The 17,304-nt window shown below is 54.5% G+C and carries 16 protein-coding genes; 3 read left to right on the top strand and 13 right to left on the bottom strand.

The features are described from left to right. Window positions 1-108: 108 nt before the first annotated feature. Window positions 109-3,999, bottom strand: coding sequence for a phosphoribosylformylglycinamidine synthase (gene purL / locus NR177_RS18260; protein WP_256853368.1), 3,891 nt, complete (start codon window positions 3,997-3,999; stop codon window positions 109-111). A gap of 267 nt (window positions 4,000-4,266) precedes the next feature. Here purL and mltF point away from each other — a divergent pair, with 267 nt between their 5' ends. Next, a complete protein-coding gene (gene mltF / locus NR177_RS18255) occupies window positions 4,267-5,724 on the top strand; it encodes a membrane-bound lytic murein transglycosylase MltF (RefSeq protein WP_096012805.1) in 1,458 nt (485 codons plus the stop codon). On the opposite strand, the gene tadA is transcribed toward mltF, so the two are convergent. Then, window positions 5,721-6,215 carry a tRNA adenosine(34) deaminase TadA gene (gene tadA, locus NR177_RS18250; RefSeq protein ID WP_096012804.1) on the bottom strand — a complete coding sequence of 165 codons (495 nt, stop codon included), beginning with the start codon at window positions 6,213-6,215 and terminating at the stop codon, window positions 5,721-5,723. The genes mltF and tadA overlap by 4 nt on opposite strands. A 73-nt stretch (window positions 6,216-6,288) precedes the next feature. Beyond that, window positions 6,289-6,927 carry a phosphatidylglycerophosphatase C gene (gene yfhb / locus NR177_RS18245; protein ID WP_063880590.1) on the bottom strand — a complete coding sequence of 213 codons (639 nt, stop codon included), beginning with the start codon at window positions 6,925-6,927 and terminating at the stop codon, window positions 6,289-6,291. 155 nt (window positions 6,928-7,082) lie between these two features. Here yfhb and NR177_RS18240 point away from each other — a divergent pair, with 155 nt between their 5' ends. Beyond that, window positions 7,083-7,922: a MurR/RpiR family transcriptional regulator gene (locus NR177_RS18240; RefSeq protein ID WP_063880591.1), complete on the top strand. Its 840-nt coding sequence runs from the start codon at window positions 7,083-7,085 to the stop codon at window positions 7,920-7,922. A gap of 369 nt (window positions 7,923-8,291) precedes the next feature. Continuing rightward, on the top strand, window positions 8,292-8,540 hold the full coding sequence (locus NR177_RS18235) for a YfhL family 4Fe-4S dicluster ferredoxin (RefSeq protein WP_063880593.1): 249 nt from the start codon (window positions 8,292-8,294) through the stop codon (window positions 8,538-8,540). Here the strand turns inward: NR177_RS18235 and acpS are convergent. The 10 genes from acpS to rseA form a co-directional block, all read right to left on the bottom strand. After that, window positions 8,537-8,917, bottom strand: a complete 381-nt coding sequence (gene acpS / locus NR177_RS18230) for a holo-ACP synthase (protein WP_063880594.1) — start codon at window positions 8,915-8,917, stop codon at window positions 8,537-8,539. The two genes, NR177_RS18235 and acpS, sit on opposite strands and share 4 nt — an antisense overlap. Further along, the gene (gene pdxJ, locus NR177_RS18225) at window positions 8,917-9,648 is read right to left on the bottom strand and encodes a pyridoxine 5'-phosphate synthase (protein WP_096012801.1); all 732 of its coding nucleotides are present in this window, start codon (window positions 9,646-9,648) and stop codon (window positions 8,917-8,919) included. Before pdxJ ends, acpS begins: the two co-directional genes overlap by 1 nt. Before the next feature lie 66 nt (window positions 9,649-9,714). After that, window positions 9,715-10,452 (bottom strand): DNA repair protein RecO, encoded by a 738-nt coding sequence (gene recO / locus NR177_RS18220; RefSeq protein ID WP_063880596.1) that lies wholly within the window; start codon window positions 10,450-10,452, stop codon window positions 9,715-9,717. A gap of 4 nt (window positions 10,453-10,456) precedes the next feature. Beyond that, on the bottom strand, window positions 10,457-11,362 hold the full coding sequence (gene era / locus NR177_RS18215) for a GTPase Era (RefSeq protein WP_241567950.1): 906 nt from the start codon (window positions 11,360-11,362) through the stop codon (window positions 10,457-10,459). A gap of 45 nt (window positions 11,363-11,407) precedes the next feature. Further along, complete coding sequence (gene rnc / locus NR177_RS18210; protein ID WP_014594336.1) at window positions 11,408-12,088, bottom strand: ribonuclease III; 681 nt, start codon at window positions 12,086-12,088, stop codon at window positions 11,408-11,410. A 129-nt stretch (window positions 12,089-12,217) separates the two neighbouring features. Further along, window positions 12,218-13,192, bottom strand: coding sequence for a signal peptidase I (gene lepB, locus NR177_RS18205; protein ID WP_063880598.1), 975 nt, complete (start codon window positions 13,190-13,192; stop codon window positions 12,218-12,220). A 9-nt stretch (window positions 13,193-13,201) separates the two neighbouring features. Next, on the bottom strand, window positions 13,202-15,001 hold the full coding sequence (gene lepA / locus NR177_RS18200; RefSeq protein ID WP_063880599.1) for a translation elongation factor 4: 1,800 nt from the start codon (window positions 14,999-15,001) through the stop codon (window positions 13,202-13,204). A gap of 219 nt (window positions 15,002-15,220) precedes the next feature. After that, window positions 15,221-15,685 (bottom strand): SoxR-reducing system protein RseC, encoded by a 465-nt coding sequence (gene rseC, locus NR177_RS18195; protein WP_063880600.1) that lies wholly within the window; start codon window positions 15,683-15,685, stop codon window positions 15,221-15,223. Beyond that, entirely contained in the window at window positions 15,682-16,638 is a 957-nt protein-coding gene (gene rseB, locus NR177_RS18190) for a sigma-E factor regulatory protein RseB (RefSeq protein ID WP_256853367.1), read from the bottom strand. Before rseB ends, rseC begins: the two co-directional genes overlap by 4 nt. After that, on the bottom strand, window positions 16,638-17,291 hold the full coding sequence (gene rseA / locus NR177_RS18185; RefSeq protein ID WP_109717518.1) for an anti-sigma-E factor RseA: 654 nt from the start codon (window positions 17,289-17,291) through the stop codon (window positions 16,638-16,640). The genes rseB and rseA overlap by 1 nt, the downstream gene beginning before the upstream one ends. Between the last annotated feature and the right edge of the window lie 13 nt (window positions 17,292-17,304).

Below are 17,304 nucleotides of genomic sequence, written 5' to 3'. Positions count from 1 at the left end.
AGGGTCCATGATGAACATGAACCCTTTTTACACCTGCCACTGGATCGGTCAACCGATCCTTAAATGATCGGCATTAGGCACTCAGGCCTCCCATTTTTTTTACAGCAATTAACCTAATTGTTTACGCGCGTTACGGAAAATACGCATCCAGGGGCTGTCTTCACCCCACTCAGCCGGGTGCCATGAGTTGCTGACCGTGCGGAACACGCGCTCAGGGTGCGGCATCATAATGGTGACGCGCCCGCTCTCGTTGGTCACGGCGGTGATGCCGTTTGGCGACCCATTCGGGTTTGCCGGATAGGTTTCTGTCACCTTACCTGCGTTATCGACATAACGGAGCGCCACCAGCCCTTTGGACTCGAGGGCGGCAAGATGCGCCCCATCGCGAACCTCAACGAAGCCCTCGCCGTGCGATACGGCGATTGGCATACGTGAGCCGGCCATACCGTCTAACAGTAACGACGGGCTGGCAGCCACTTCAACCAGGCTGAAGCGCGCTTCAAAACGCTCTGACTGATTACGGACAAAGCGTGGCCACAGTTCGCTGCCGGGGATCAACTCACGCAGGTTAGACATCATCTGGCAGCCGTTACAGACACCGAGCGCCAGCGTTTGTGGGCGATGGAAGAAGGATGCGAACTGATCGCGGACGCGTGGGTTAAACAGAATGGATTTTGCCCAACCTTCACCGGCCCCTAATACGTCACCGTAAGAGAAGCCGCCGCAAGCCACTAACGCCTGGAAACGTTCCAGATCGATCCGTCCGGCGAGCAGGTCACTCATATGAACGTCAACCGCAGTAAACCCGGCGCGATCAAAGGCGGCGGCCATTTCCACATGGGAGTTAACCCCCTGCTCACGCAGGACGGCAACGCGTGGACGCGCACCTGTGGCAATCATTGGTGCTGCAACGTCTTCTTCTGGCTTGAATGTCAGGCTGACGTTCAGACCCGGATCGTTGTTATCCTGCTTTGCCTGATGTTCCTGATCGGCACAGGCTGGATTATCACGCAGACGCTGCATCTGCCAGGTGGTTTCGGCCCACCAGGTCCGTAAGGTGTTACGGCTTTCGCTATACACAGCACTCTCGCCAGAACGAATCACAAAGCGGTCGCCCGGCTTCGCACATCCCAGCACATGGCTGCAGTGCGCCAGACCGTGCGCTGCAAGAATCTGCTCTACTGCCTCACGATCGGCGGCGTTGATTTGAATGACCGCCCCCAGCTCTTCGGTGAACAGCGCAGCCAGCGCATCGCTGCCCAACGCCGCGATATCGACGTCAATGCCGCAGTGACCGGTAAAGGCCATTTCCGCCAGGGTAACAAGCAGGCCACCATCTGAACGGTCATGGTAAGCCAGCAGTTTTTGTTGGCTGACCAGCGCCTGAACGGCATTAAAGAAGCCCGCCAGTTGCTGTGCATCACGCACATCTGCAGGCTTGTCGCCCAACTGACGATAAACCTGAGCCAGTGCCGTCGCGCCTAAGGTGTTAGCGCCGTTACCAAGGTCGATCAACAGCAGCAGGTTATCCTGATCTGCCACCAGCTGTGGCGTCACGTTGCGGCGCACGTCTTCTACACGGGCAAACGCGGTAATCACCAGAGACAGAGGCGAGGTCATTTCGCGCTGTTCGGTGCCTTCCTGCCAGCGGGTTTTCATCGACATGGAGTCTTTACCCACCGGAATGGTGATGCCAAGTGCCGGGCACAGCTCTTCACCGACGGCTTTTACAGCGTCATACAGGCCAGCGTCTTCACCCGGATGGCCTGCTGCCGACATCCAGTTAGCCGAAAGTTTCACGCGCTTCAAAGAACCGACCGGCGTGGCCGCAAGGTTAGTCAGTGCTTCACCGACGGCCAGACGGGCGGAGGCGGCAAAGTCGAGTAGCGCCACAGGGGCGCGCTCGCCCAGCGCGAAGGCCTCACCATGGTAGCTGTCGAGGCTGGCCGTTGTTACGGCACAGTTGGCGACCGGGATCTGCCAGGGGCCGACCATCTGATCGCGCGCCACCATGCCGGTTACGCTGCGGTCGCCTATGGTGATCAGGAAGGTTTTTTCCGCCACGGTCGGCAAGTGCAGCACACGGTTCACCGCATCCGTCAGCGTGATGCCGTCGCGCTGGAGTGGGTGCCCCTGAGCCTGCTGTTTCACCACATCGCGGGTCATTTTCGGGGTTTTCCCCAACAACACATCCAGCGGCATATCAATCGGGCTGTTAGAGAAGTGGCTGTCTTCCAGCGTCAGATGCAGCTCCTCGGTGGCTTCACCAATAACCGCATAAGGCGCACGCTCACGCTGACAAATAGCAGCAAACTCGGCCAGCTTCTCTGGGGCGACGGCCATCACATAACGCTCTTGTGATTCATTACACCAGACTTCAAGCGGGCTCATTCCCGGTTCGTCACTGAGGATATCGCGCAGGTTAAAGCGGCCACCGCGACCACCATCGCTGACCAGTTCCGGCATCGCGTTGGACAATCCGCCTGCGCCCACATCGTGGATAAACAGAATGGGGTTGTCATCGCCCAACTGCCAACAGCGGTCAATGACTTCCTGGCAACGGCGCTCCATTTCTGGATTGTCACGCTGCACTGACGCAAAATCGAGATCGGCATCGGACTGACCCGACGCCATTGATGATGCAGCACCGCCACCCAGGCCGATATTCATCGCCGGCCCACCCAGCACGATCAGTTTGGCACCCACGGTGATTTCACCCTTCTGCACGTGATCGGCACGGATATTTCCGATACCGCCAGCCAGCATAATGGGTTTGTGGTAGCCACGCAGTTCAGTGCCGTTGTGGCTGTTAACCTGCTCTTCGTAGGTACGGAAGTAGCCGTTTAAGGCTGGACGACCAAATTCGTTGTTAAACGCCGCGCCGCCCAGTGGGCCTTCGGTCATGATATCCAGCGCGCTGACGATGCGCGCAGGCTTGCCAAAATCCTCTTCCCATGGCTGTTCAAAGCCGGGAATACGCAGATTCGATACCGAGAAACCGACCAGGCCAGCCTTCGGCTTTGCGCCTCGTCCGGTTGCGCCCTCATCACGAATCTCACCGCCGGAGCCGGTTGCCGCGCCAGGCCAGGGGGAAATCGCGGTGGGATGGTTGTGGGTTTCAACCTTCATCAGAATGTGCGCCGCTTCCTGGTGATAGGCGTATTCGCCTTTCTCAGCATCCGCGAAGAAGCGTCCCACCTCAGAGCCTTCCATGACCGCAGCGTTATCTTTGTAGGCTGACAGAACATAATCCGGTGTTTGCTCGAAGGTGTTTTTAATCATTTTAAACAGCGATTTAGGCTGTTTTTCGCCGTCGATAATCCAGTCAGCGTTAAAAATCTTGTGACGACAATGCTCAGAGTTCGCCTGGGCAAACATATAAAGCTCAATGTCGTTTGGATTGCGCCCCAGTGCGGTAAAGGCAGCCAGCAGATAATCAATTTCGTCTTCTGCCAGCGCCAGTCCCAGCGTCATATTGGCTTCAACCAGCGCCTGACGGCCTTCACCGAGCACATCGACGCTTTTGACCGGCTGAGGTTCATGGTGAGCAAACAGCTGCTCGGCCTGATTGAAATCGCTGTACACCGTTTCCATCATGCGGTCATGAAGGAGCGCCGCCAGCGCCTGCCACTGGGTTTCCGTCAGTTCAGGCGCCTGGACATAAAAGGCCATGCCACGTTCCAGACGACGCACCTGCGAAAGATCGCAGTTGTGGGCAATGTCAGTGGCTTTCGATGACCACGGTGAAATGGTGCCAGGACGCGGCGTCACCAGTAGTAAACGCCCTTGTGGCGCATGTTCAGCGAGAGAAGGGCCGTACTTGAGCAGGCGCTGCAGACGGGACGTTTCATCCTCGCTCAGCGGCGCGCTGACATCGGCAAAATGGACGTACTCAGCGTAAATATCACTCACCGGCAGATGAGCGTCCTGAAAGCGGGTCAGCAGTTTGTTTACACGAAATGCCGACAGGGCGGGCGAACCACGCAGAATTTCCATCATAAGATCTCTCGTCTTCGAAGCGCCGGGCGACGCTTCATTGGGCGCAACAGGGGAAAACGGGGCGTATTATAGAGAAACCCACTCCGCGACGAAACCGTTTGCGCAAAATTTATGGCCAACAAGATTTGCCTGAAATTTGCGCAAAACTTGCTTTATAAGTTGCTCTACCCGAGTTTGTTGCGCAAAATGCCCCTCGCTCTGGGAGTTAAAACAAGATCAATACTGCCTTAAAAGACAGAGGCCTTGGAGCCATCGAGAGATAACTATTTGAAACGCCTAAAATTTAATTATCTGGTTATCGGTCTTCTCACCGTGCTTCTGGCTTTGGCACTGTGGCCGTCCATCCCCTGGTACGGTGGTGGACAAGATACGATCTCACAGATTAAATCACGGGGAGTGCTGCGCGTCAGTACCGTAAACTCGCCGTTGACTTACTACACCGTGAATAAAGCACCGGCCGGGATGGACTACGAGCTGGCAAAGCGTTTTGCCGATTATTTGGGCGTGAAGCTCGACATAACCGTGCGCGCTAACCTCAGTGACCTGTTTGATGCGCTCGACGATGGCAAAGCCGATTTGCTGGCGGCGGGCCTTATCTACAACAATGAGCGCCTGAATCGCTATCAAACCGGCCCCGGTTACTACAGCGTTTCGCAGCAGCTGGTTTATCGCGTGGATAAACCCCGGCCGAAAAACCTGGGTGACCTGAAGGGACGGCTGGTGGTTGCCTCAGGATCGGCCTACCTGTCGACGTTAAAGAGCGCCAGGACAAACCAGTATCCCGATCTCGACTGGGCCATTTCGACCGATCAAAGTCCAAAAGCCCTGCTGGAAGCCGTGGCAGAAGGCAAGCTGGATTACACGATTGGCGATTCCGTAACGATTGCCCTGCTTCAGCGCATTCATCCTCAGTTAGCCGTTGCCTTCGACGTCACGGATGAAGAACCCGTTACGTGGTACCTGCCCCATGACAGTGATGACAGCCTGAATGCTGCGATGCTGGATTTCTTTAACAGCATGGGAGAAGAAGGCGCGATGGCCCGACTGGAGGAGAAATACCTTGGTCACGTCGGCACCTTCGACTATGTGGATACGCGCACCTTCCTGCGTTCCATTGATAACGTCCTGCCTGACATTAAGCCGCTGTTCGAGAAGTATGCCAATAATATCGACTGGCGATTACTGGCAGCCATTTCCTATCAGGAATCCCACTGGAATCCGCAGGCAACCTCGCCGACCGGCGTGCGCGGCATGATGATGTTAACGCGTAACACCGCTGACAGCGTTGAAGTGGGTGACCGTACCGATCCCGAGCAGAGTATTCGTGGCGGGAGCCAGTATCTGCAAAACATGATGGAAAAAGTGCCACAAACCATTCCAGAAGATGAACGTATCTGGTTTGCGCTGGCGGCGTATAACATGGGCTATGCTCATATGCTGGATGTGCGTAAGCTCACCGCGAAACAGGGCGGTAACCCGGACAGCTGGGCTGACGTGAAACTCCGTTTACCCATGTTGAGTCAAAAGCGTTACTACACGCAAACCACCTATGGCTATGCGCGCGGGCAGGAAGCCTACAACTACGTAGAGAATATTCGTAAGTATGAGATTAGCCTGGTGGGCTATTTGCAGGAGCAGGAAAAACACCTTGCCCAACAGGCCGCTCTGGAAGCGGAGATGGGCAAAGGTTATCCTGCCGTCACGCCCGAGGTGGCAATGAACTAACTGTCGCGCTGCGCCTGACGCAGCGCTTTTTGTTGCTGGCGGCGCATACGGAAAAAATCGCTCAGCATCCCCGCGCACGCCTCTTCCAGCACACCGTGATGCAACGCCACCTGATGGTTCATGCCCGGATGGCCTAACACGTCAATCAGGGAGCCGGCTGCGCCGGTTTTCACATCGTGCGCCCCATATACCAGACGACCAATGCGAGCATGCACCATCGCCCCCGCACACATAATGCACGGCTCCAGCGTAACGTAGAGCGTGGTATCAAGCAGGCGATAGTTTTCCAGCACTTTTCCGCCCTGACGTAGCGCCATGATCTCCGCGTGGGCCGTGGGATCGTGCTGCCCGATAGGCCGGTTCCAGCCCTCGCCTATCACCCGCTCTCCCTGAACCAGCACCGCGCCCACTGGCACTTCGCCCTGCTCCCATGCGCGCTGCGCCAGGGTAAGCGCACGGCGCATCCAGTATTCATCTTGTTCTTGAGTCACGCAGACCACTCCCGGCAGCAAAAAAGCGGCGCATTATACCCATCACGCCCGGAAAACCGAAGCGCGATGGCCGTTATTCCAGCTGCTGTAATTCACCAACCGGCGTGACGCGCCAGCGATGCTGGCAAAAGAACAACAGCGGGTTGTCCTGTTTGCTGTCGCTGTAACCGCTATAAAGCTGCAATGGCGTACCGATCTGCTCTTCCAGCTGCACGACTTTTTCGTGACCGAGGCAGCGCATTTTCAATACACGTCCTCCTAAACCACGCTGCATCTGGCTGGCGATCAGCTTTACTCGTGGCAAAAACGCGGAGTCATAATAGACCTGTTCAACCAGAGACTGGGGGGACCCTGTAATCAGCCACACATCTGCATCATCGCTGCTGAGGTATTCACTGAGGCGTTTCTGCACCACGGGAAACGCTTTAACGCGTTGCCGAAACCATTGGGCGAATTCAGCCTCCAGGCGCAACAGGGTTGCTTCAGAGCGGCCAAAGGTAATCGACCACAACAGCAAACTCATCGGCCAGCGCGCGGCACGTCCCTTGACTAATAATCCTGCGCCCACCACCGGCAGTAACGGCACTACCAGCAGCACATTCAGCGGCTTGCGACGCAGTAGATAGCGCATGAAGGTGCCAAACATGTCCTGTTGGTGCAATGTGCCATCAAGGTCGAAAAACACCACGCGACGTTGTATATCGTTGGTCAAACAACACTCCTTTTTAACGAATATGCATCAACAGCCTCTATTGTAGTCATCTTCGTCCAGCGAGGCGATGACTGTCATTTTTTATTCCAGTGACTACAATGCCCATTGAATCATTTATTCCATGCGGAACATCCGCTAAATCACAAGGATTGAGCATGAGTTCATTGCTGCGCATTCGCCAGCTTTATCCCTCTCTGGCGCTGAACGAGCGGCGGCTGGCAGACTTTTTACTGTCACAACCGGATCGGGCACGGCATTTAAGTTCGCAAAAGCTGGCGGAAGAGTCAGGGGTCAGTCAGTCGAGCGTCGTTAAGTTTGCGCAAAAGCTGGGATACAAAGGTTTTCCTGCGCTCAAACTGGCACTGAGTGAGTCACTGGCGGATAAAGATGCCATTACTGTGCACAATCAGATACTGAGTGACGATCCGCTTAAAGCGGTTGGCGAAAAATTGCTGACGGAAAAACTCTCGGCGATTCGTGCGACGCTGGATATCAACAGTGAAGAGAAATTAAATGCCGTCCTGCAGTTGCTTAAACGCGCGCGCCGTATCTTGCTGGTCGGGATTGGTGCCTCAGGCCTGGTGGCAAAGGATTTTTCATGGAAGCTGATGAAAATCGGTATCAACGCGGTGGCGGAACAGGATATGCACGCGCTGCTGGCCAGCGTGCAGGCGATGTCTGCCGGCGATGTGCTGCTGGCGATTTCCTATACCGGCGAACGGCGCGAGATTAATCTTGCCGCGCAGGAAGCCGTTCGTGTGGGCGCGGACGTGCTGGCATTTACCGGCTTTACGCCGAATACACTTCAGCAGTGCGCTACGCATTGCCTGTACACCGTGGCAGAAGAGCAGAGCACACGCAGCGCCGCCATCTCGTCCACCACCGCTCAGTTGGCGTTAACCGACCTGCTTTTTATGGCGCTGGTGCAGAACGATCCTGAGCGCGCATCCAGCCATATTCGTCACAGTGAGGCGCTGGTTAAGAAGCTGATTTAGGCAATCCCGGTTTTACGCCTACACCGAACGGACAGAAGGCCAGCTTGTCAGGCTGGCCTTAGCGGCACTGCAATACCACGGCATCACGCGTTGCCCATTTGCACGATACGGTTGCGATAACGCCAGATAAAAAGGGAAACGGCTGGATAAAAGCCATTGAAATGATACGTCCTGCAATCTACATCATTTTTGTGATGAAGGAGATATGCTACTGTCCTGTCCGCTGACAGCTTAAGCAAAATGGCCTGAGGCTATAACATCGGCCTGTTACAATCTCAGGTCTTGAGCAAGGGGTTAACCTGTCGTCTGTTGTCAACACTGCCAGATACGGCAAAACCACCGAAACGATGTATTTATTAAGAAACCATAATGGCTTTACTGATTACCGAACGCTGCATTAACTGCGATATGTGTGAACCTGAGTGCCCGAACCAGGCGATCTCAATGGGTGAGTCGATATATGAGATTGATGTGAGTCGCTGTACCGAATGTGTTGGTCATTACGATGTGCCAACCTGCCAGAGCGTTTGCCCTATCGATAACACGATCATCATTGATCCACAGCACATCGAATCACGCGATGCGCTGTGGGATAAGTTTGTGCAGCTAGATGGCTAGCTTTCGATAATTACCGTGGCGCAGGCATAGTGACGCTCGTCCGCCAGGGTGACATGCACATGTTGCACGCCCAGCCGTTGCGCCATCTCGGCAGCATGATCGAAGAAGCGCAGCAGCGGTTTACCCAGGGCATCGTTATAAACTTCAAACTGGTTGAAAGCCAGTCCGCCACGAATGCCGGTGCCGAACGCTTTTGCTGCCGCCTCTTTGACCGCAAAACGCTTAGCCAGAAAGCGCACCGGCTGAAGGTGCTGCTGGTACTGCTGCCATTCGGCATCACTGAGCACACGGCGTGCCAGACGGTCTCCTGAGCGTGAAATCACGTCGGCAATACGCGCTATTTCGACGATATCGCTACCCAGTCCTAAGATAGCCATTAACGACGCGCTTCCCGCAGCAGCTGTTTCATCTCTTTCACCGCCTCAGGCAGGCCGCTCATGACGGCGCGTCCAATAATCGCATGACCGATGTTCAACTCATGCATTTCCGGCAGTGCGGCAATCGGCAACACATTGTGATAGGTCAGGCCATGTCCGGCGTTGACTTTCAAGCCGCGGCTGGCCGCAAAGGTCGCGGCCTGACGGATACGTGCCAGTTCAGCCTCGCGGGCCGGGCCTTCGGGCGCTTCTGCGTAGGCACCGGTATGAATTTCAATATAGGGCGCACCGCTGGTCACCGCCGCCTCGATTTGGCGATGATCTGCATCGATAAACAGGGACACCAAAATGCCCGCTTCGCTGAGTTGTTTCACCGCCGCGTTGAGTTTTTCCTGCTGTCCTGCCACGTCCAGCCCGCCTTCTGTGGTGACTTCCTGACGCTTTTCCGGCACCAGGCAGCAAAAATGCGGTTTGATTTCACAGGCGATAGCCAGCATCTCCTCGGTCACTGCCATTTCGAGATTCATACGCGTTTCAATGGTATCGCGCAGGATGCGGACATCTCTGTCGGTAATGTGGCGACGATCTTCGCGCAGGTGCACAGTGATGCCGTCCGCTCCCGCCTGTTCAGCGATAAACGCTGCCTGTACCGGATCGGGATAATGGGTTCCACGTGCGTTGCGGACGGTAGCGATGTGGTCAATATTCACGCCTAACAGTAACTCAGCCATGACAATCCTCGGTTCATTATGGTCATTGTGCTGAGTGTACCGCGCAGAGATAAGGCCAGGCTACGGTCAGAGCTCTGTCTCGTCAGAAATAGTCGGCTTTTTTTTCGGTGTAAACTGGCGAAAAAGCTCCTGGCTTTTTAGCGGTTTACCGCCCAGATAGGGTTTGAGCGCCATGCGGGTGAAACGCTTGGCTGCACGCAGGGTTTCTGCGTCGGGGAATTCTCGGGTAAACAGCGCCTGCAGCTCGCGACCGGTGAAACTACGCTGGTTCAGCACCAGGCTGGCAATAAAGCCCTTCTCTTCACGGTAGCTGTAGGTCATGGTTTCGCTGACCGGTTCGCCGCTGCCCGCGCAGTGCAGGAAGTCCACGCCGTAGCCAAGGTGTCCCAGCAGCGCCAGCTCAAAGCGACGCAGCGCCGGTTCGGGTGAACCTTCGGCCCCTGCCAGCATCTGGATGCATTGCAGGTAGTCAAAAAACAGTTCAGAGAAGGGAATGTGCTGTTCCAGTACCCGAGACAACAGCTCGTTGACGTACAGGCCGCAATAAAGCGTGATACCGCTGAGAGGTAAGGCCAGGGAGACCGCTTCAGCGTTGCGCAGGGTTTTTACGTCCCCGCGCCCGCTCCAGCGCACCAGTAAAGGCGTAAAAGGCTGTAACGTGCCTTTTAACTGCGAACGCCGTGAACGTGCCCCTTTTGCCAGAACACGAACGCGGCCTTCACTTTCACTAAACAGGTCAAGCAGCAGGCTGGTCTCGCTGAAAGGGCGACTATGCAGCACAAAGGCGCGTTGCCAGCCTTCCATTTAATCAGAGATCGTCTGTGTAACCCAGGCTGCGCAACGCACGTTCGTCGTCTGCCCAGCCGGATTTAACTTTAACCCACAGTTCAAGATGCACTTTCGCGTCGAACATCTCTTCCATGTCTTTACGCGCTTCAATACCAATGGTTTTGATTTTGGCACCTTTGTTACCAATCACCATTTTCTTCTGCCCTTCACGCTCCACCAGGATCAAACCGTTGATGTCGTAACCGCCGCGCGCATTCGACACGAACTGTTCGATTTCAACCGTGACCGAGTAAGGCAGTTCCGCGCCCAGAAAACGCATCAGCTTTTCACGGATGATTTCTGAGGCCATAAAGCGCTGAGAGCGATCGGTGATGTAATCTTCCGGGAAATGATGGTCAGACGCCGGCAGATGCTTACGGGCAATAGCCGCAATGGTGTCAACATTTTTACCGTTTTCTGCGGAGATCGGCACAATATCGATAAAGTTCATCTGCTGGCTAAGGAACTGCAAATGCGGCAGCAGAATGCTTTTATCCTGAATATTGTCGATTTTATTAATTGCCAGCACGACAGGCACTTTGCCATCGCGCAGCTTGTTTAATACCATTTCGTCATCGGGCGTCCAGCGCGTGCCGTCCACCACAAAGATGATGAGTTCAACGTCACCGATAGAACTGCTGGCCGCACGGTTCATCAGGCGGTTAATCGCCCGCTTCTCTTCCATGTGCAACCCTGGCGTATCCACATAGATCGCCTGATAGGCGCCTTCAGTATGGATGCCCATAATGCGGTGACGAGTGGTTTGCGGCTTACGCGATGTAATCGAGACCTTCTGCCCCAGCAACTGGTTCAGTAAGGTGGATTTGCCGACGTTTGGTCGGCCAACTATCGCGACAAAGCCGCTGTATGTAACGTTTTCGCTCATTCGAATCCTGAGGTTTTCAGCGCCGGTTGCGGCGCCGGGATAAAACTATTCCAGACCAAGTTTAATCAGCGCCTGTTCGGCTGCTGCTTGTTCAGCTTTACGGCGGCTGGAACCTACGCCCACCACCGGCTCTGCCATGCCACTCACCTGACAGTGAATGGTGAATTCCTGATCGTGGGCTTCGCCACGTACCTGCACCACTAAATAACTTGGCAGTGGCAGATGCCGCCCTTGCAGATACTCCTGCAGGCGCGTTTTGGGATCTTTTTGTTTGTCACCCGGACTGATTTCGTCCAGGCGCGTCTGATACCAGTCGAGGATCAGTTTCTCCACCGTCTGAATATCACTGTCGAGGAACACGCCACCAATCAGCGCCTCTACGGTGTCCGCCAGAATGGATTCACGGCGGAAGCCCCCGCTTTTTAACTCGCCAGGGCCTAAACGCAGGCATTCACCCAAATCGAACTCACGCGCCATCTCTGCCAGAGTGTTACCCCGCACCAGCGTGGCACGCATACGGCTCATATCCCCTTCATCCACGCGTGGAAAACGGTGATAAAGCGCGTTAGCGATCACATAGCTGAGGATGGAATCGCCTAAAAATTCGAGACGTTCATTGTGTTTACTGCTGGCGCTTCGATGCGTCAGGGCCTGCTGTAAAAGTTCAGAATGTGTAAAAGTGTAGCCCAGTTTACGCTGAAGCTTGTTAATCAAGATGGGGTTCATGCGATTCCAGTTCTGTTTTGCGTCTGTCACTCTGCATACCAAACAGGGCTGGAAAACCAACACATTCTGTTTGGTGTGCAGTGGCCCCCAAATGGAGGCCACCCTATTTGCCTGACGGTCAGGCTACGGTTAGTGGATACCACCAATACGACTGAGTCGTACGCCGGTTGGCCACTGACCTTCTTGTTTTTCGAAACTCATCCAGATGGCGACCGCTTTACCCACCAGATTGCGCTCGGGCACAAAGCCCCAGTAGCGGCTATCGGCGCTGTTATCACGGTTATCGCCCATCATGAAATATTGTCCCTGCGGCACAACCCAGCTAGCCTGCGGCTGACCCGGCTGCTGATAATACATGCTCGCCTGGCTTTGTGCTTCGGTTACTAACAGAATGTCATGCGTCACATCGCCCAGCGTTTCTTTGCGCGTTGCCAGACGTAATCCGCCCTGCATGCTGTCATTCAGCGGTAACTGATAGAAACCATTACCCGCTTCATTGCCGTCAAACCCGCTGAACGTCTGAACAAATTTGCTGGGTTCGATATTGCTGTATGTCACAGGCAGCGCTTTGCTACAAGGTTTGCCGTTATCGCAGGCCGGGTTAATGGTCAGCGTTTTACTGTATGGATCGTACGTGACCCGATCGCCAGGCAAACCGATCACGCGTTTGATGTAATCCAGGCTGGGATCTTTCGGGTATTTAAATACCGCGATATCACCGCGTTTTGGATGCCCGGTCGGGATCAGCGTCGTTTGCGTAATAGGATCTTTAATCCCATAAGCAAACTTCTCGACCAGTATAAAGTCCCCAATCAGCATGGTTGGCATCATGGAACCGGACGGGATCTGGAATGGCTCATAAACAAAAGAGCGCACAAAGAACACCACGGCCAACACCGGAAATACTGATGCTGCGGTTTCAATCCAGCCCGGCTTAGGTGCCATCTTCGCCAGCGCTTTGCTGTCGAGTGAACCCCCGGCCTGCGCCTGCGCCGCCGCCTGCACCGCGCGCCGCTGTGGTGCCCACTTAATACGATCAATCACCCAAAGAATACCGGTAATCAATGTCGCTATCGCCAGTATCAGGGCGAACATATTAGCCATTTGAGATCCTTATTTGCTGTCTTTTCCGACATGCAGAATGGCGAGGAATGCTTCCTGCGGCAGCTCAACGTTACCGACCTGCTTCATTCGCTTCTTACCATCTTTCTGCTTCTGCAACAGCTTTTTCTTACGACTGACGTCACCGCCATAACATTTGGCGAGAACGTTCTTACGCAGCTGTTTAACGGTCGAGCGAGCGATAATGTGGTTGCCGATAGCCGCCTGAATCGCAATATCAAACTGCTGACGTGGGATGAGTTCTTTCATTTTCTCAACCAGATCACGTCCACGATAAGGTGCGTTTTCACGGTGGGTAATCAGCGCCAGCGCATCAACACGTTCTGAGTTAATCAGAACGTCGACGCGCACCATGTCAGAGGTCTGAAAACGTTTAAAATTGTAGTCCAGTGAGGCATAACCACGTGACGTTGATTTCAGACGGTCAAAGAAGTCGAGCACCACTTCGGCCATCGGAATTTCATAGGTCAGTGCCACCTGATTGCCGTGGTAAACCATGTTGGTCTGGAAGCCACGTTTCTCGATGCACAGTGTGATGACGTTGCCCAGGTACTCCTGAGGCAGCAACATATGACACTCGGCAATGGGTTCACGTAACTCTTCGATATTATTGAGCGGTGGAAGCTTTGACGGGCTATCGACATAGACCACTTCGCCGCTCGTGGTTTGCACTTCGTATACAACTGTCGGTGCGGTTGTGATCAGATCGAGATCGTATTCACGTTCCAGACGCTCCTGAATGATCTCCATATGCAGCAGACCCAGGAAGCCGCAGCGGAAACCAAAGCCCAGTGCCGTTGAACTTTCGGGTTCGTAGAACAGTGAGGCATCATTCAGACTCAGCTTGCCCAGCGCATCACGGAAGGCTTCATAATCATCAGAGCTGATAGGGAACAGACCGGCATAAACCTGCGGCTTCACTTTTTTAAAGCCCGGTAAGGCTTTATCAGCCGGATTACGTGCGGTTGTCAGGGTATCGCCCACTGGCGCGCCAAGAATATCTTTGATGGCGCAGACCAGCCAGCCAACTTCGCCGCAGTTGAGTTCATTGCGATCAACCCGCTTCGGCGTGAAGATGCCCAGTCGGTCAGCATTGTAGACCTGACCGGTGCTCAGTACCTTAATTTTATCGCCTTTACGCATGGTGCCGTTTTTTACGCGCACCAATGATACGACGCCAAGATAGTTATCAAACCAGGAGTCGATAATCAGCGCCTGCAGCGGGGCTTCTGGATCACCTTCTGGCGGCGGAATGTCGCGGACTAAACGCTCCAGGACTTCAGGAACGCCCACGCCAGTTTTGGCCGAGCAACGCACAGCGTCGGTCGCATCAATTCCGACGATGTCTTCGATTTCCTGAGCAACACGATCGGGATCGGCAGCGGGCAAATCGATTTTATTCAGCACCGGCACGACTTCCAGATCCATCTCAAGTGCGGTATAGCAGTTGGCCAGGGTTTGTGCTTCTACGCCCTGTCCGGCATCAACCACCAGCAATGCGCCTTCACAGGCTGCCAGTGAGCGGGAAACTTCATATGAGAAGTCAACGTGTCCCGGTGTGTCGATGAAATTGAGCTGGTAAGTTTCGCCGTCTTTCGCTTTGTAATCGAGCGTTACGCTCTGCGCTTTAATCGTAATGCCACGTTCACGCTCCAGGTCCATAGAGTCAAGAACCTGTGCGGCCATCTCGCGAGCAGTTAATCCGCCACAAATCTGAATCAAGCGGTCAGAGAGCGTGGATTTACCATGGTCAATGTGGGCGATGATGGAGAAATTTCTTATGTGCTTCATTTATAGGAATATCTTCACGTAGAGAATCAGTTAGGAACCTGAGCACAGACACATTCAGGAAGATCGCTCTTAACCCACAATCCTGTCAGCCTCATTAATGACGACGCATATTACACTGTTAAGGCCGCGCATAAAAGAATGGAACGTTGTGGAAACGAAACAGTTTTTTGCGAGGAGTCATAATGGCAAAAGCCGCAGCAAGTGCGGCTTGAGTGAGGATCAGGCTTCGCTTTCAACGCGCAGCGCATCAGGCGGCAAAGCGATGTTCAAAATAACGGGCTGGAAGGCTTCACGATCGCCAAATTTCATGGAAATGCCTTTAGCAACGATAAACCCGCCCACACCGCCTAACAGCGCACCGCTGGCTGCCGCCAGGTCGCTGCCAAACAGCGCCTGAAACAGGCCGGCAAACAGGAACAGGCCGAACAGTGGCGTCATATAAACCAGCAGCGCAGAACCCAGCAGGCTGCTCTCTTTGATGCCCAGTTCAACGCGCTGACCTGGCTCCAGCGGCTTGCTGCTGGCTATCTGCATCACGTGCGCATTCTTAGGACCCAGCTTATTCAGCATATGGCTGCCACAGCCTTTACGAGCCTGGCAGCTGTTGCAGGACGTTTTTGCTTCTGTGTGCAGCGTGGCGATGCCATCCTGCCATGCCACAACGGTGGCCCATTCTCTCATCATTTTTTTGCCCCGAGCTCGACGCTGTCTGCGATACGTTTTGCCGTCACGGGCGGTAGCTCGCCGACGACCGTAATCTCGTTATTATCGCGTATTACGGTCTGCACCGTACGACGTCCCGTGCGCAATGTCTGTGCGGTGCTGTTTTTATCTGCTGGCGTCACGTTGACGGCAAAGCTAAACAACCCATCGCTGTAAAGCCGTGACTCTAGCGATTTATTTAATGTGGGAATCATTCGACGGCTTTGAGACATCAGCGTCATTCCAGCGGGAAGCCAGTCGGGCTGCCAGTCTAACGAGACGTTATCGGCTTTAGTTAATGACAACGACGGCGGCAGATTAGCTTTCTCCAGCCCCTGCATCAGATTACGTACGCCATCATCGACCGCAAAGCTGATAACACGGAATTGCTCCATCGTTTCGCCATCGCGGTCCAGCAAATCGACGCGAAGAGGAAGCTTGGTATCCACGTCCAGCCATACGACATAGCTATAGCGCGTGCCATCGCGTGAAACGATGCGCACCACGTCACACATCTGGTCGGCAATGCGCGAGCGGCCTACGGTAATAAAGTCATAGGCGACATCCAGCTTGGCGAAATCGGCATAAATAATGGACGGGAGTGCATCCACAATGTGATTGCCCGGCAGAGAGAAAGGTTCAATCCCGGGTTCAAAATAGCTGATATCGTTGCCGCGCTGAATCACTTCACGACGCGGGCCGTCCATCTGCAGCACCTGCGCATACACGCGATCGTCAATAACCGCATGACGATAGCGCAGCGATTCCATGCCAAGGCGGGACACATTGATATAGGCGAATTCGTAGTTGAGGGTCTGGCTTGCCTGCTCCATCTGCTGCAATAACGCCCCAGACGCAGAAACCTGCGCTGGGGCGGCAGATGACCACAACAGGCTGCCTGCCAGAAGGCTGACGGCATACCATAGCGGCTTCATTACTGCTGCTGCATTCCTAATGACTGATTACCAGGGACATTGGCCTGCGCTTGTTTAGGCGCATTGGTTTCAAACTGCAGCTGGTCCGCATGGAGGCGACGCTGGAGTTCATAGTCCTGCAGCATGGCATTGACGCGGCGACGCTGGTCCTGCACCTGTTGCGTGACATTACCGCCGCCAAAGGCATCAGACGGCACGCCCAGGCTCACAGGTGAGGCTTTACCCATCACAGGTAAGGTATTAAACACCGGCGAGTCGGAACTTTCGACGCCGCCGCCGGCCGGTTGGTTGTAATGCTGGACGCCAACGATAACAGCCAGGGAAACACAGGCGGCGACGCCAACCTGGGTAATCTGTGCCGCCCACGGGCGAACTTTATGCCAGAACGGCATTTTTTCCCAGCGAGAAGGTTCGGGCTGTGCTTCGGGGATCAAGGTTGTAACGTTGCGCTGTGGCTCTTTTTCAATAGCAGCAGCGACGCGTGCAGCAATATCAAAATGCAGGTGCTCACCAACATCACCGCGCATGGTATCGCGGATGAGATGGTAGCGTTCCCAGCTTTTTTGTAGATCTGCATCTTTAGACAGCGCTGAAAACAGCTCGTTATCTAAAGCCTCACCATCCATTAAAGCGGAAAGTTTTTCTTTCTGCATGCCTAATACCCTT

It is taken from the genome of Pantoea sp. Fr+CA_20 (genome assembly GCF_024520835.1).
GTDB lineage: Bacteria > Pseudomonadota > Gammaproteobacteria > Enterobacterales > Enterobacteriaceae > Pantoea > Pantoea allii.
The sequence above is the reverse complement of the archived record's forward strand: the minus strand, read 5'-3'. Positions and strand labels throughout refer to the sequence as shown.